This window comes from Xanthomonas sp. (assembly GCF_017163755.1).
Taxonomy (GTDB): domain Bacteria; phylum Pseudomonadota; class Gammaproteobacteria; order Xanthomonadales; family Xanthomonadaceae; genus Xanthomonas_A.
The window spans coordinates 307522-321816 of record NZ_JAFIWC010000001.1 but is presented as its reverse complement, the minus strand read 5'-3'; the positions used below and the strand labels follow the sequence as shown (position 1 = coordinate 321816).

The following is a 14295-nucleotide window of genomic DNA, read 5'->3' as shown; positions in this document are numbered from 1 at the left end:
CCAGCGGACGCACCCGTTAGTGTGGCGCCCGGCGGCTGTTGCGGTGCTGCAACACAGCTTTTAGTTATTTGCGCGATATTTTCTTGACAAATATTACCATATGAAAATAATAGGCCGCCATGAACTGTCCTCCGTTTCCCGACCCGCCGTCGTTCGGCCTGCTGCTGCGCCAGGTGCGCGACGGCCTGATGCGCCACCTCGACCAATCGATGACCGAACTGCAGCTGGGGCTGGGCTTCAGCCACTACCTGGGCATGAAGGCGCTGGCGCACATGCAGCCATGCACCGCCAACGAACTGGCCCAGGCGATCGGCCAGAACCCCAGCGCGGTCACCCGGCTGCTGGACAAGCTGGAAGACCTGGGCTGGGTGCGCCGCGAGGCGCATCTGCAGGACCGCCGCGCGTTGCAGATCGTGCTGACCGATGAAGGCCAGGCGCTGTGGGAACAGCTCAAGCAGCGCGGCGAAGACGCCATCGCCGTGGCCCTGCGCGATCTCTCCGCCGACGAGCGCGAACAGCTCACCTCGCTGTTGACCCGCGTCCGCGACTCCCTCAACTCGCCATGAATCCGCTTATGAACCTCTCCGTCTCGTCCCATCGCCTGCGCCCGCTCGCGGCCGCGGCGCTCGCCCTGGTACTGGCCGCCTGCGCCAGCAGCCGCGGACTGGAGCCGCAGGGCCGGCTGCTCGACACCGACCGCCACCTGCAGGCCGGGCGCACCCTCGGCGCCGAGGCGCTGGCCCCGGCGGCCTGGCCGCAGCAGGACTGGTGGAAGGCGCTGGGCGATGCGCAGCTCGACGGCCTGATCGCCGAGGCGTTGCAGGGCACGCCAAGCCTGGAGGCGGCCGACGCGCGGCTGCGCCTGGCCCAGGCCCAGGCCGGCGCGGCCAATGCCGACCGCGGCGCCAGCCTGTCGCTGTCGGCCGGCTACACCGGCGTGCAGCTGCCCAAGGGGCTGGCGGGCGAGGAGATCGGCGGCAAGTACATCCACAACGAGCAGGCGCTGCTGGATTTCAGCTACGGCTTCGACCTGTGGGGCGGCAAGCGCGCTGCCTGGGAAGCGGCGGTGGACCAGGCGCATGCGGCCGAGGTCGATGCGCGCGCCGCGCGCCTGGACCTGTCCGCGGCGGTGGCGCGCGCCTATGCGCAGCTCGGCTACGCCTGGCGCCTGTACGACCTGGCCGGCGAGGAACTGGCGCGGTCGCAGAGCAGCCTGAAGCTGGTGCAGCAGCGCCGCGACGCCGGCATCGACAGCAACCTGCAACTGCGCCAGGCCGAGGCGCGGGTACCGGCGGCGCGCCAGCAGCAGCAGGCGGCGCAGCAGCAGATCGACGAGGCGCGTACCGCGCTGGCGGCGCTGCTCGGCCGCGGCCCGGACCGCGGCCTGCAGATCGAGCGGCCGCGGCCGCTCGATCCGCTGGCGGTGCGCCTGCCGTCGGTGCTGCCCAGCGACCTGCTCGGGCGGCGCCCGGACGTGGTCGCCGCACGCTGGCGGGTCGAGGCGGCCGGGCAGGGCATCGGCGCGGCCAAGGCGCAGTTCTATCCCAGCATCAACCTCACCGCGCTCGGCGGCGTCGCCGCCACCGACCTGACCGACCTGTTCAAGAGCGATGCGGTGCTCGGCTATGTCTCGCCCGGGCTGAGCCTGCCGCTGTTCGACAGCGGCCGCCTGCGCAGCCAGCTGGCCGAGCGCGACGCGCAGTACGACCTGGCGGTGGCCGATTACAACCAGTCCCTGGTCGCGGCGCTGCGCGAGGTCGCCGACCAGGTCAACGCGGCGCGCTCGCTCGAGCAGCAGGCGCAGCAGCAGGCGCAGGCGGTGAGCACCGCGCAGGCGGCGTTCGACCTGGCCCAGCAGCGCTACCGCGCCGGCATCGGCAACTACCTGGACGTGCTCAGCGTGCAGCAGCAGCTGCTCGAAGCGCAGCAGCGGCTGGCCTCGCTGCAGTCCAACCAGATCCTGGTTTCGGTGCGGCTGAACCAGGCCCTTGGCGGCGGCTTCGAGGCCACGCCGGCGGCCGAAGCGCCCCGAATCTCTTCCGCATCCCCGCATTCCTGAGACGCCCACGATGAATCAGACTACGACCCCCGATTCCTCCGCTCCCGCCCCGAGCCGGCGCGGCAAGCTGCTGCGCGGCCTGGCCGTGGTGGTGGTGCTGGTGCTGATCGCGCTGGCGATCTGGTACTTCGTCTCCGGCCGCTGGCACGAAGACACCGACGACGCCTACGTGCAGGGCAACCTGGTGCAGATCACGCCGATGGTGGCCGGCACCGTGGTCAGCATCGGCGCCGACGACGGCATGCGCGTGGAGCGCGGCCAGTTGCTGGTCAAGCTCGATCCCTCCGACACAGAGGTCGCGCTGCAGCAGGCCGAAGCCAACCTGGCGCGTACCGTGCGCCAGGTGCGCGGCCTGTTCCGCACGGTCGAAGGCGCGCAGGCCGAGTTGTCGGCGCAGCAGGTGGCGCTGCAACGCGCGCGCGCCGACGTCGCCCGCCGCGCCAGCCTGGTCGCCACCGGCGCGATCTCCGCCGAAGAACTGTCGCATGCGCGCGACCAGCTGGCGGCCGCGCAGGCCGCGGTCAGCGGCTCGCGCGAGACGGTGGAACGCAACCGCGCGCTGATCGACGACAACGGCGTGGCCCATCAGCCCGACGTGCAGGCCGCCGCCGCGCAGGTGCGCCAGGCCTTCCTCAACAACGCCCGCAGCGCGATCGTCGCGCCGGTCTCCGGCTACGTGGCCCGGCGCTCGGTGCAGGTCGGCCAGCGCGTGCAGCCCGGCACCGCGCTGATGGCGGTGGTGCCGCTGGAGCAGGTCTGGGTGGAAGCCAACTTCAAGGAAACCCAGCTCAAGCACATGCGCCTGGGCCAGCCGGTGGAACTGGAGTCGGACCTGTACGGCGGCGCGGTGCGCTACCGCGGCACGATCCAGAGCCTGGGCCTGGGCACCGGCAGCGCGTTCTCGCTGCTGCCGGCGCAGAACGCCAGCGGCAACTGGATCAAGATCGTGCAGCGCGTGCCGGTGCGCATCGCCGTCGATCCCAAGCAACTGGCGCAAAACCCGCTGCGCATCGGCCTGTCGATGAAGGTGGACGTGAACCTGCATGAGCAGGACGGCGGCGTGCTGCCGACCAAGCCGGCCACCGGCAGCGTGCTCGACACCGACGTCTACGCGCAGCTGCTCGGCCAGGCCGACGCGACCATCGAGCGCATCGTCCACGACAACCTGCCCGCCGCCGCCAAGGCGAACTGAGTCCGGTCATGGCCACTTCCGCAGCTACCCCCGCCGCGCCCGGGGCACCGGGCGCACCGGCGGCCGGTTTCCGTCCCGCCAGCGTGGCGTTGTGCACGGTGGGCCTGGCGATGGCCTCGTTCATGCAGGTGCTCGACACCACCATCGCCAACGTCTCGCTGCCGACCATCGCCGGCAACCTCGGCGCCAGCTCGCAGCAGGCGACCTGGGTCATCACCTCGTTCGCGGTCAGCAACGCCATCGCGCTGCCGCTGACCGGCTTCCTGAGCCGGCGCTTCGGCGAGACCAAGCTGTTCGTGTGGGCCACGCTGGCCTTCACCGCCGCCTCGCTGCTGTGCGGCCTGGCCCAGAGCATGGGCATGCTGGTGGTGTCGCGCGCGATCCAGGGCTTCGTGTGCGGGCCGATGTACCCGATCACGCAGAGCCTGCTGGTGTCGATCTACCCGCGCGAGAAACGCGGCCAGGCGCTCGCGCTGCTGGCGATGATCACCGTGGTCGCGCCGATCGCCGGGCCGATCCTCGGCGGCTGGATCACCGACAACTACAGCTGGGAATGGATCTTCCTGATCAACGTGCCGCTGGGCATCATCGCCGCGATCGTGGTCGGCTCGCAGCTGCGCGACCGCCCCGAGCCGATCGAGCGCCCGCGCATGGACTACGTCGGCCTGATCACCCTGGTCATCGGCGTGGGCTGCCTGCAGCTGGTGCTGGACCTGGGCAACGACGAGGACTGGTTCAGTTCGGACAAGATCATCGTGCTGGCCGCGGTCTCGGCGGTGGCGCTGGCGGTGTTCCTGATCTGGGAGCTGACCGACAAGGACCCGATCGTCAACCTGCGCCTGTTCCGCCACCGCAACTTCCGCGCCGGCACGCTGGCGCTGATCGTGGCCTATGCCGCATTCTTCAGCGTGTCGCTGCTGATCCCGCAGTGGCTGCAGCGCGACATGGGCTATACCGCGATCTGGGCTGGCCTGGCCACCGCGCCGATCGGCATCCTGCCGGTGATCATGACCCCGTTCGTCGGCAAGTACGCCCCGCGCTTCGACCTGCGCATGCTCGCCAGCGTCGCCTTCATCTTCATGGCCGTGACCAGTTTCATGCGCTCGGATTTCAACCTGCAGGTCGACTTCCAGCACGTGGCCGGCGTGCAGCTGCTGATGGGCGTGGGCGTGGCGCTGTTCTTCATGCCGGTGCTGCAGATCCTGCTGTCGGATCTGGACGGGCGCGAGATCGCCGCCGGCTCCGGCCTGGCGACGTTCCTGCGCACTCTGGGCGGCAGCTTCGCCGCGTCGTTGACCACCTACCTGTGGGCCAAGCGCACGCAGATGCACCATGCGCACCTGACCGAGCACGTTTCGACCTATACGCCGGGCATGCAGGAGCAGGTGCAGGCGATGGGGCAGGGCGACCTGCAGACCGGCGCGGCGTTCCTCAACAACACCATCAACCACCAGGCCTCGCAGATGGGCTTCAACGACATCTTCTACCTGCTCGGCTGGGTGTTCCTGGCCATCATCTTCTTCCTGTGGCTGGCCAAGCCGCCGTTCGCAGGCGGCGGCAGCGCGGCGGCGGCAGGCGGCCACTGAGCCGGCGCCGGCGAGCGGCTCGCGCGGCGCGGCAACCCTGCACAGGTGGGGTGCTGCGCCATGGCGGCGGTCGCCGGCATGAGTCGCCGCGTCGCGGGAGGGACCGCGACGTTGCGGAAGCGCCGCGAAGCTGTGGGAGGGACTACAGTCCCGACGCGCGTTGCCGGCAGAGTCTCTGGCCGCGGCCTGTCTCCGCAACCATCGTGGCTCCGGGCCAAGGCGACGTCCTTGCTCGCGCTGACCGCAGGCGGCATGCGCGCGTGATCGCACGCGCATAGCGCCGCGCTTGCGGCGGCGCCGTCGCGCGGACCAGAATGCCGCTCCCTCGCAGCGGATCGGTAGGCTCGGCATGCACGGTTTCCTGGCATCACGCGTAGGTTGGTCGGCTGTTCCGCGTCTCGCCGGCGCACGCGGGTGGCTGGCCGCGCTGGCGCTATGTGCATGCCTGGCCGCCGGCGGCGTCCGCGCCGCCGACGACGCGGGCGATGCGGGCGATGCGGGCGATGCGGCGATCGCGACCACGCCGGCCGACCGGCTCGGCGAAGCCTGGTGGGCGCAGCGTCACCAGCAGGTGCTCGCGCAGGTGCGCGCGCACGCCGACGCGCCGCTGCTGCTGATCGGCGATTCGATCACCCACAACTACGACAAGGCGACGCTGCCGGACGAGAACTTCCAGCCGACCTGGCAGACCTTCTACGGCGCGCGCGGCGCGCTCAACCTGGGCTTCAGCGGCGATGCCACCGAGCACGTGCTGTGGCGGCTGGAGCACGGCGAAGTGGACGGGCTGCGGCCGAAGGTGGCGATGCTGCTGATCGGCACCAACAACACCGGCCACGAAGGGCAGAGCGCGGCGCAGACCCTGCTCGGCATCGATGCGGTGCTGGTGTCGCTGCAGCGGCGCCTGCCGGACACGCGGATCCTGCTGCTCGGCCTGCTGCCCAGCGACGTCTCCGCCGACAAGAGCGCGCGCGACGCGGAGGTCAATCGCCAGCTGGCGGTGCGCTACGGCGAGCATCCGCGCGTGACCTACCTGGACATCGGCTCGGTCTTCCTCAAGGACGGCAAGCTCGACGGCGGCCTGTTCTACGATCCGCGGCTGCGTCCGGCGGGCCGCGCGCTGCATCCGGACACGCGCGGCCAGCGGCGCATGGCCGAGGCGATCGAGCCGACCCTGGCCAGGCTGCTCGGCGAGCCGCCGCGCGTGCCGCTGGCGGACATGACCGACGTCAACACCGCGACCATCCCGGTGCCGTGGCTGGAGCCCGATTCCTACGACTGGTACGCGCGCCATCACGCGGCGCTCGAGCAGGGCCGGCGGATGCGGCCGCGCGGCGTGCTGATCGGCGATTCGATCACCCATTTCTGGGCCGGCCCGCCGCAGGCGGCGCGGGTCAGCGGCGCGCAGGCGTGGCGGCGCACCTTCGGCGACACCCCGGTGCTCAACCTCGGCTTCGGCTGGGACCGCACCCAGAACGTGCTGTGGCGGCTGCGCCAGGGCGAACTGGACGGGCTGGACCCGGACTGGGTGGTGATCGCGATCGGCACCAACAACCTGGCCGGCACCGGCAATGCGCGCGCCAGCACCCCGCAGGAAACCGCCGACGGCGTGGCCACGATCGTCGCCGAGGTGCGGCGGCGGCTGCCGCGAAGCAAGCTGGTGCTGATGGGCATCCTGCCGCGCGGCTTGGCCGCCGACGCGCCGCTGCGCGCGCCGATCCGCGCCACCAACCGGCTGTTGGCCGCGCGCTTCGCACGCGATCCGGCGGTGCGCTGGCTGGAGATCGGCGAACGTTTCCTGCAGCCGGACGGCAGCCTGCCGCCGGCGCTGATGCCCGATACCACCCATCCCAGCGAAGAGGGCTACCGGATCTGGGGCCAGGCGCTGGGCGAGACCGGGCTGCTGCGCTAGCGCCGCTCCGCGGCGTCCGCGATCGGCGGCGCTGCAGGAACGATTTCGGGCAGCGTCGGCGATCGGTCGCGAGGGGCCTTACCGATACGCCCGGTCGATTCGCTCGCCGGATGGAAGAATCCATCGCGCAGGGTCGGTGGCCCGCAGACTAAAGACGCGCGAGGCGAGCGCGAACGATGCCGGTCGCCGGCGCCGGATCACTCCTGCGGCGACGACGATGCCCGCCTGGACCTGGCGCGGGTCTTCGGCAGGTCTTCCTTGTCCGGCTTGAGCAGTTCCAGCACCGCCTCGCGGCGGCGCGGGGGCAGGTTGCGGTAGCGGGTCAGCAGCGCCTGCTCGTGCACGTCGTGGGCCTGCAACGCGTAGTCGGCGTGCGTGTCCTGCACGCGCGAGGCGGCGTTGCCGTGCTCGCAGATCAGTTCGTCGAGCGAGCGCTTGAGCGTGCCGCGCAACGCCGGCAGCAGGCGGAAGCTGGGCGTCTCGCGGTTGTTCTCCCAGGCCGAGACCGACGACTTGGTGACGCCCAGCGCGAAGCCGAGCTGTTCCTGGGTCAGGCCGGCGGCTTTCCTGGCCTCGCGCAAGCGGTCGCCGAAGCTTTTCATCGCGATGGCCCCTGCCTGATCGAGGCTTATCAAGATATGGAGCATCCGTAGGCTTGTCGTACAGGCAGGCTTGACTCTGTATATTCGGAAAAACCATACTTTTGCGGTGCGGGCCTTGCCGAACGCGGGCGCGCACCCCCGACAAGGACGATCAGGAGCGCACCGATGCTTCGCCTTTCGCTACTGCCGCGGCCCGGCGGCGAGCCTTCCCGTAGCCATTGCGCATCTGCCGCCACGCGCGCGCGCCGACGCACCCGCGCACGCGGCGCACAGGGCGGCGCCGCACGGTAGCGCCGGCCATGGCGACGACCTACGAAGTGACGTTGCGGCGCGCGCGGCGCTTCGAGCGCGAGGTGCGGGTCATCGTCCACGCGGTCACGGCGCAACAGGCCGCGCGCGCCGCCGAGCGGCACAATCCCGGCTACCGCGTGCGCAGGGTGGCGGCATGGGTGAACGGCAACTGGGTGGACGCCGGCGCCTGGGCGATGGAGCCGCATTGAGGCACTGAGCATGCGGCAACGACGTCGCGGGACCTGGGAACGGAAAAAGAGCGGGCAGGGCAACAAAAAACCCGCCGAAGCGGGTCTCTGCGTTCACTGCCGTTTACTTGAGTCGTGGTGCCCAGGAGAGGACTCGAACCTCCACGAAGTTGCCCCCGCTAGCACCTGAAGCTAGTGCGTCTACCAATTCCGCCACCTGGGCGACTCAGGCGGAGAAGTGTGCTGGCTGCGCGCATGGCTGTCAAGCAGCGGCGAACAGCGACCGCGTCGCGGCGGTGCCTGCGCAGGGCACGCGGGTCGCGTGGCGCATGGATGCGGGATCTCGCCACGCGCGCGGCGAAGCCGTCGTGACGTGTAACGGAAGGCTTCGTCCTCTTCCTGTGCTCGACGCGTCCGCATCCCGCTCGCGGCGGCCGACCGATCATGCCCGATCCGCTCGCCGCAGCGCGCTGCGGATCGGCGGCCGCGGCCGCCGAGCTAGCGAGCGATGAACGTCCGTAGGGATCATTCGGTTGCGCCACGCCTTCGCTGCAGCCGGGCAGGGCTCGTCCGAACCGACCGCTCCGGCATGGCGCGGGCGTGAACACCGGTACGGTGGCAAGCGAGGCGTGCGGCGATCCGCGGCGCGGCTGCGAGCGCGCGTGCCGCGGGAACCGCAGGCAAAAAAAATCCCGCCGCAGCGGGTTTTTTCTTGGAGCGTCTTTCAGGATGGTGCCCAGGAGAGGACTCGAACCTCCACGGAGTTGCCCCCGCTAGCACCTGAAGCTAGTGCGTCTACCAATTCCGCCACCTGGGCAACAGGCGGCGAAGTTTGCGGCCTGCCTGCGGCGCTGTCAAGCATGGGCAGGCGTGTGGCGCCACCGATTGAAGCGCGCCACGCCGTGCCCGGTCGCACAGGGCAGGGAAGAGCGGAGCAGCGCGTGTCGACCGCACCGGAGGCGCCCTGTGCGGCAGGCATGAGCTCTTCGATGGGGGCCGCCCGCCGCCAAGCCGGCTGCGCTAGGGAAATGGCAGCCATGGAAGATCGTTGCACGGGAACCCGGCTTGAATTGAATACATCGCGCGTATCTGATCGAGGGCCTGGCCGCGCTGCACAGTGACCACCGGCAGCGCGCCGGCAAGCTGCCGACGACCGAACGGCGCCCGGCTGATCCTGGCGAGCGCCACGATGTGCCGGCGGTGCCGCGATAGCGCCACCCTGGATGCGCGTGCGCCGGCGCGTCGAGCGCGCATCCGCGGCTCGCGCCTATCGGTGGCGCCCGACCGCGGCGCTGCCGCTGTCGCAACAAAGCGGGTACGCGGTGCCGCGCGCCGACCGGGACGGCCGGTTTCGTCGCGCACGCCTGCGCGTTGACAAGTCGGCACGCTGCCCGCAGAATTCGCGGCCTTCAGCGCCCAGGTGGCGGAATTGGTAGACGCACTAGCTTCAGGTGCTAGCGGGGGCAACTCCGTGGAGGTTCGAGTCCTCTCCTGGGCACCACATGCAACCCGCGGGAGCGCTGAACTCCCGCAACGACCGGCCCGCTGACGCGGGCTTCGTCGTTTCTGGGGCGGCCCCGATCCGGGGGCGGGTTTGCCTGCGTTGACGGCCCAGCGAGTACCATGGGGGGATGACCAATCGAAAAACCAAGTCCGGCAAGCCCGGCAAGTCTGCATCCCACGACACGCCCGCCAGCAAGGGCGGCGCCCCGGCCGCTCCGCCTGCGGCGAAGAAATCCCGGATGCCGTCGTGGATGCCCAGTCTCCCCAGCTTCCTGCGGCGTAGCCCCAAGCCGCCGTTGCAGCCGCTGCATCCGCCCGAGCCTGTGTCCGCACCGTCCTCGCGCAAGAAACCTGCCGCGGTCGCCGATCCGTTCGCCGCGCGCGAGGCCGAGCGCTATGCCGAGCCGATCGCCAGCCGCGAGGCGATCCTGCAACTGCTCGACCGCTGCGATGGCCCGCAGACCCTGGAAGAACTGGCCACGCAGCTCGGCCTGACCGAGCCCACGCGCATGGAGGCGTTGAGCAAGCGCCTGGGCGCGATGCTGCGCGAGGCGCAGCTGGTGCAGAACCGCCGCGGCGGCTACGCGCCGGTGCAGCAGACCAACCTGATCCCCGGCGTGGTGATCGCCAATCCCGACGGCTTCGGCTTCCTGCGCCCGGACGAGGGCGGCGACGACCTGTTCCTGCCGCCGTACGAAATGCGCAAGGTGCTGCATGGCGACCGCGCGCTGGCCAACGTCACCGGCATCGACCGCCGCGGCCGCCGCGAAGGCAGCATCGCGCGGGTGATCGAGCGCGGCCTGAGCCGGCTGATCGGCCGCTTCAGCATGGAGGGCGGCATCGCCTACGTGGTGCCGGACGACAAGCGCATCCAGCGCAACATCCAGATCCCGACCGATGCGATGGGCGAGGCCCGCGACGGCCAGCTGGTGGTGTGCGAACTGACCTCCACCCCGGACGGGCGGCGCCCGCCGATCGGCAAGATCATCGCCGTGCTCGGCGACAAGCTGACCCCGTCGCTGGTGGTGGAGACTGCGATCCACGGCCGCGAGCTGCCGTACGAATTCCCGCAGGCGGTGCTCGACGAAGCCGCGGCGGTGCCGATGACGGTGGAGCCGGCGGCGATCAAGGGCCGCGTGGACCTGCGGCAGACGCCGCTGGTGACCATCGACGGCGCCGACGCCAAGGATTTCGACGACGCGGTGTACTGCGAGCCAAACGCCGAGGGCTTCCGCCTGGTGGTGGCCATCGCCGACGTGTCGCATTACGTGCGCCCGGGCACGCCGCTGGACGCGGAAGCGATCCGCCGCGCGACCTCGGTGTACTTCCCCGGCTTCGTGGTGCCGATGCTGCCGGAGACGCTGTCCAACGGCATCTGTTCGCTCAATCCCAAGGTCGACCGCATGTGCTTCGTCTGCGACATGCAGATCGATCGCCAGGGCGAGGTGGCCGGCGCGCGCTTCTACGAGGCGGTGATGAATTCGCATGCGCGGCTCACCTACGACCAGGTGTGGCAGGCGGTGGGCGAGAAAGACGAACAGGTGCGCAAGGACGTGGCCGCGGTGCTGCCGCAGATCGAGCGCCTGTACCAGCTGTTCCACGTGCTGGCCAAGGCGCGTTCGCGCCGCGGCGCGATCGAGTTCGAGACCTCGGAAGTGCGCTTCGTGCTCGACAACACCGGCGAAGTGACCCAGGCCGGCATGCTGGTGCGCAACGACGCGCACAAGCTGATCGAGGAATGCATGATCGCCGCCAACGTGGCCGCGGCGCGGCACCTGCTGGAGGCGCGCATCCCGGCGCCGTACCGCGTGCACGAGCGGCCGCCGGAGTCCAAGTACGCGGACCTGCTCGAGTTCCTGAAGGAATTCAAGCTGAGCCTGCCGCCGTGGAGCAAGGTGGTGCCGGGCGACTACACCAAGCTGCTGAAGAAGGTGCGCGAGCGCCCGGACGCGGCGTTGCTGGAGTCGGTGCTGCTGCGCAGCCAGAGCATGGCGGTGTACTCGCCGGACAACGCCGGCCATTTCGGCCTGGCGCTGGAGGCGTACGCGCACTTCACCTCGCCGATCCGCCGCTATCCGGACCTGCTGGTGCACCGCGCGATCAAGTACGCGCTGACCCGTGGTGCGCCGGACAAGTACCTGTACTCGCCGCGCGAGATGGCGGCGCTGGCGCTGCAGTGCTCCGAGCGCGAGCGCCGCGCCGACGAGGCCGAGCGCGAGGTCGACGAGCGCTACCGCGCGGCATGGATGGAGAAGCACGTCGGCGGCCAGTTCGACGGCGTGGTCAGCGGCGTCACCAGCTTCGGCCTGTTCGTGGAACTGGACCAGTCCAAGGTCAACGGCCTGATCCACGTGACCCAGCTGCCGCAGGACTATTACCAGTTCGACGCGGTGCGCAAGACCCTGTCCGGCGAGCGCCGCGGCATGCAGTTCCGGCTCGGCGACCGGGTCCGCATCCTGGTGCTCAAGGCCAGCATGGAAGAGCGCAAGATCGACTTCCGCCTGGTGGTGGAAGGCGAGCCGATGACCGCCATGCCGCCGCCGCCGGAACGCGGGCAGCAGCAGCCGGCCAAGCGCAAGAAAAAGAAGTACTGACGGCGCAGGATCGCGGTGGGCCGCCCAGCGGCCGCCGCGATCGCGCAAGTGGCGCGCGGCGGGCATGCCGCGCGCGATGTGGTTCATGGTTGCGAACAGCAATGCATCTGAATCTGCTCGTCCTGCAGGAAAGCGACGCGGCCGTTCTCCCGGAGAACGGCCGTATTCGTCGGTCGAGCCATCACATCACACAGATGTTCATGGCGCTGCTGCCGAAGATGGAGATCAACGGCTCCAGCAAGATCGTGGTGTCGCTGGGTCCGCGCGGCAACGAGGCCGTGTTCGACAACGTGTTGGGCGTGACCAACGTCTTTGTTGAAGACTTCGACTTCGAGCATTTTTTGTCGTTGGACCGGCCGGGCCAGGACATCAGGCTATTGGAAGAACTGCGCGGCGCGCTGGTTGCAATTGCCCAAAGGAGTGGCGGCGATGGGCTCGTCAAGCTCGTGGAATCCACCGCTGATTCGGTCTTGAATGCCGGTTTCCGCTTGCTGATTCCGATCAAAAGGCTTGCAAAACGCAGCAAGGACGGCAAGCGGAAGGTCACTGTGTTCAAGCTGTTGAATTCCGACGTTGGCGAAGCCTGGTATTGCGAAGTCGCGAGCCAAGGGGACGCAAAGGCAGAACGGGTCTGGATGCACGAGGTACCGGGATTCATCGACCGGCGCGAGCTGTTTAAATCCGCAGAACTCGGCGAAGGCGCTTACCGGGTCAGCAATCGCCTGGGCCACGTGGCGTTCGAAATGCCGCTTCGCGATCCGGGCGGCGCAGAATGAGTCGCTCCTGCGGCGCGGCAGGCGCGCCTTGTGCAAGCTGCACGCGTTCCACAGTCTGTATCGCGACGTTCTGGTAAAACAGTTTGGGCCGGCCAAGCGCCAAGTCCGCAACCAAGGGGCATGCATGGACCATGACGACTACAGCGGCGGTTGCCAGTGCGGTGCGGTGCGCTTCCGGGTGCGCGGCCGGCTCGACGACGCCTCGATCTGCCATTGCCGGATGTGCCAGAAGGCGTTCGGCGCCTACTACGCGCCGCTGGTATCCACGCGCGGCGCGGAACTGGTGTGGACGCGCGGGGCGCCGAAGCATTTCCAGTCTTCCAATCTGGTGCGGCGCGGTTTCTGCGCCGACTGCGGCACGCCGCTGACCTACGAGGCGCCGGACGGCGTCGCGGTGGCCGCCGGCGCGTTCGACGACCCGGCGGCGCTGCCGCCGCGGATCCAGTACGGGCTGGAGGGCAAACTGCCGTTCGTGGACGGCCTGCACCGGTTGCCGGCGATCCGCACCGATGCCGACCTGGACGCTGCGCCGTTCCTGGCGCAGGTGGTGTCGCACCAGCATCCGGACCACGACACCGAGCGCTGGCCCGCCTGAGCCGGAGTGCTGCCGTTCCATGCGGCTTTCTGTAAATCGCGCGCGGTGGGCGCACGTTCGCGACAGGACTTCTGCGCGCTTGGCCCCCGGATGCGGACCGCATGGAGGCGGGCGCGGTCCAGCCCGCGCGCCGGCGATGTGACGTGGGCGCCGGCAACGCCTACCATTCCCGCTTTCCTTCCTCGCAGTCCCCGCCTCATGAGCAAGCAGAACCCGTGGATCGTCGGCGTCAACGCCGTGGCATCGTCGATCGAGAACGACGCCGACAACGTGCGCGAAGTGCTGATCGAGGCGGGCAGCAAGAACCCGCGGCTGGTCGAGATCGAGGAGAACGCGCGGCGCAAGGGCATCGAGGTGCGCCGGGTCAACACCCAGGCGCTGGATGGGGTCGGCGGTTCGGTGCGGCACCAGGGCGTGGCGGCGCGCTATGCCGCCGCGCGCACCTGGGGCGAGAACGAACTGGAAGGGCTGGTCGCCGCCGCCGAGGGGCGCGCGCTGCTGCTGGTGCTCGACGGCGTGCAGGACCCGCACAACCTCGGCGCCTGCCTGCGCAGCGCGGCCGCGGCCGGCGCGACCGCGGTGGTGATCCCGAAGGACAAGTCGGCGCCGGTCAACGCCACCGTGCGCAAGACCTCCGCCGGCGCCGCCGACCGCATCCCGATCGTGGCGGTGACCAACCTGGCGCGCTGCCTGCGCGACCTGCAGAAGCAGGGCGTGTGGATCTACGGCCTGGTCGGCGACGCCGAGACCTCGCTGTACGCGCAGGACCTGCGCGGCAACGTGGCGCTGGTGCTGGGCGGCGAATCCGACGGCCTGCGCCGGCTGACCCGCGAGCACTGCGACGGCCTGGTCAAGATCCCGATGCCGGGCGACATCGAAAGCCTCAACGTGTCGGTCGCCGCCGGCGTGACCCTGTTCGAGGCGGTGCGACAGCGCGGCTGAAGCGGCGTTCGCCGGCAAGGAGGTCGGCGGCGACAGGTTCCGCTGCGAACGTCCGCGG

General features: G+C 70.0%; 10 protein-coding genes, 3 tRNA genes and 1 pseudogene. 11 read left to right on the top strand and 3 right to left on the bottom strand.

All coding sequences use genetic code 11. From position 1 onward, the window contains the following. The first annotated feature begins 119 nt into the window (after positions 1–119). The 5 genes from JR065_RS01410 to JR065_RS01390 all read left to right on the top strand — a co-directional run bounded on the left by JR065_RS01410 (position 120) and on the right by JR065_RS01390 (position 6746). Positions 120–566 carry a MarR family winged helix-turn-helix transcriptional regulator gene (locus tag JR065_RS01410; RefSeq protein ID WP_206231525.1) on the top strand — a complete coding sequence of 149 codons (447 nt, stop codon included), beginning with the start codon at positions 120–122 and terminating at the stop codon, positions 564–566. Between the two features lie 8 nt (positions 567–574). After that, positions 575–2059: an efflux transporter outer membrane subunit gene (locus tag JR065_RS01405; protein WP_277420115.1), complete on the top strand. Its 1485-nt coding sequence runs from the start codon at positions 575–577 to the stop codon at positions 2057–2059. A 10-nt stretch (positions 2060–2069) separates the two neighbouring features. Continuing rightward, the gene (locus tag JR065_RS01400; protein ID WP_206231523.1) at positions 2070–3251 is read left to right on the top strand and encodes an efflux RND transporter periplasmic adaptor subunit; all 1182 of its coding nucleotides are present in this window, start codon (positions 2070–2072) and stop codon (positions 3249–3251) included. Positions 3252–3259: 8 nt separating this feature from the next. Then, entirely contained in the window at positions 3260–4837 is a 1578-nt protein-coding gene (locus tag JR065_RS01395) for a DHA2 family efflux MFS transporter permease subunit (protein WP_206231522.1), read from the top strand. A gap of 349 nt (positions 4838–5186) precedes the next feature. Continuing rightward, complete coding sequence (locus tag JR065_RS01390) at positions 5187–6746, top strand: GDSL-type esterase/lipase family protein (RefSeq protein WP_206231521.1); 1560 nt, start codon at positions 5187–5189, stop codon at positions 6744–6746. Between the two features lie 197 nt (positions 6747–6943). Here JR065_RS01390 and JR065_RS01385 read toward each other — a convergent pair whose 3' ends face one another. Then, the gene (locus tag JR065_RS01385; RefSeq protein ID WP_206231520.1) at positions 6944–7348 is read right to left on the bottom strand and encodes a helix-turn-helix domain-containing protein; all 405 of its coding nucleotides are present in this window, start codon (positions 7346–7348) and stop codon (positions 6944–6946) included. A 299-nt stretch (positions 7349–7647) separates the two neighbouring features. On the opposite strand from JR065_RS01385, the gene JR065_RS01380 reads away from it, so the two are divergent. After that, positions 7648–7848 carry a hypothetical protein gene (locus JR065_RS01380; protein ID WP_206231519.1) on the top strand — a complete coding sequence of 67 codons (201 nt, stop codon included), beginning with the start codon at positions 7648–7650 and terminating at the stop codon, positions 7846–7848. 115 nt (positions 7849–7963) lie between these two features. Here JR065_RS01380 and JR065_RS01375 read toward each other — a convergent pair. Both JR065_RS01375 and JR065_RS01370 read right to left on the bottom strand, forming a co-directional pair. Continuing rightward, positions 7964–8050: transfer RNA gene (locus tag JR065_RS01375), tRNA-Leu, on the bottom strand. Positions 8051–8557: 507 nt separating this feature from the next. Next, positions 8558–8644 (bottom strand) — tRNA-Leu (locus JR065_RS01370). Positions 8645–9241: 597 nt separating this feature from the next. Here JR065_RS01370 and JR065_RS01365 point away from each other — a divergent pair. From JR065_RS01365 to rlmB, 5 genes and pseudogenes are all read left to right on the top strand, one after another. Continuing rightward, positions 9242–9328 (top strand) — tRNA-Leu (locus JR065_RS01365). 361 nt (positions 9329–9689) lie between these two features. Then, positions 9690–11924, top strand: a pseudogene (gene rnr / locus JR065_RS01360) (ribonuclease R); the annotation flags it as partial. A gap of 101 nt (positions 11925–12025) precedes the next feature. Next, on the top strand, positions 12026–12700 hold the full coding sequence (locus JR065_RS01355) for a hypothetical protein (RefSeq protein WP_206231517.1): 675 nt from the start codon (positions 12026–12028) through the stop codon (positions 12698–12700). A 124-nt stretch (positions 12701–12824) separates the two neighbouring features. Further along, on the top strand, positions 12825–13295 hold the full coding sequence (locus JR065_RS01350; RefSeq protein WP_206231516.1) for a GFA family protein: 471 nt from the start codon (positions 12825–12827) through the stop codon (positions 13293–13295). 198 nt (positions 13296–13493) lie between these two features. Then, complete coding sequence (gene rlmB / locus JR065_RS01345; RefSeq protein ID WP_206231515.1) at positions 13494–14237, top strand: 23S rRNA (guanosine(2251)-2'-O)-methyltransferase RlmB; 744 nt, start codon at positions 13494–13496, stop codon at positions 14235–14237. Positions 14238–14295 lie beyond the last annotated feature (58 nt).

What these genes read in the sequence shown, in the direction of transcription:
- JR065_RS01410 (WP_206231525.1), top strand. Translation starts at nt 120, where the DNA reads ATGAACTGTCCTCCGTTTCCCGACCCGCCGTCGTTCGGCCTGCTGCTG.
- JR065_RS01405 (WP_277420115.1), top strand. Translation starts at nt 575, where the DNA reads ATGAACCTCTCCGTCTCGTCCCATCGCCTGCGCCCGCTCGCGGCCGCG.
- JR065_RS01400 (WP_206231523.1), top strand. Translation starts at nt 2,070, where the DNA reads ATGAATCAGACTACGACCCCCGATTCCTCCGCTCCCGCCCCGAGCCGG.
- JR065_RS01395 (WP_206231522.1), top strand. Translation starts at nt 3,260, where the DNA reads ATGGCCACTTCCGCAGCTACCCCCGCCGCGCCCGGGGCACCGGGCGCA.
- JR065_RS01390 (WP_206231521.1), top strand. Translation starts at nt 5,187, where the DNA reads ATGCACGGTTTCCTGGCATCACGCGTAGGTTGGTCGGCTGTTCCGCGT.
- JR065_RS01385 (WP_206231520.1), bottom strand. Translation starts at nt 7,348, where the DNA reads ATGAAAAGCTTCGGCGACCGCTTGCGCGAGGCCAGGAAAGCCGCCGGC.
- JR065_RS01380 (WP_206231519.1), top strand. Translation starts at nt 7,648, where the DNA reads ATGGCGACGACCTACGAAGTGACGTTGCGGCGCGCGCGGCGCTTCGAG.
- JR065_RS01355 (WP_206231517.1), top strand. Translation starts at nt 12,026, where the DNA reads ATGCATCTGAATCTGCTCGTCCTGCAGGAAAGCGACGCGGCCGTTCTC.
- JR065_RS01350 (WP_206231516.1), top strand. Translation starts at nt 12,825, where the DNA reads ATGGACCATGACGACTACAGCGGCGGTTGCCAGTGCGGTGCGGTGCGC.
- rlmB (WP_206231515.1), top strand. Translation starts at nt 13,494, where the DNA reads ATGAGCAAGCAGAACCCGTGGATCGTCGGCGTCAACGCCGTGGCATCG.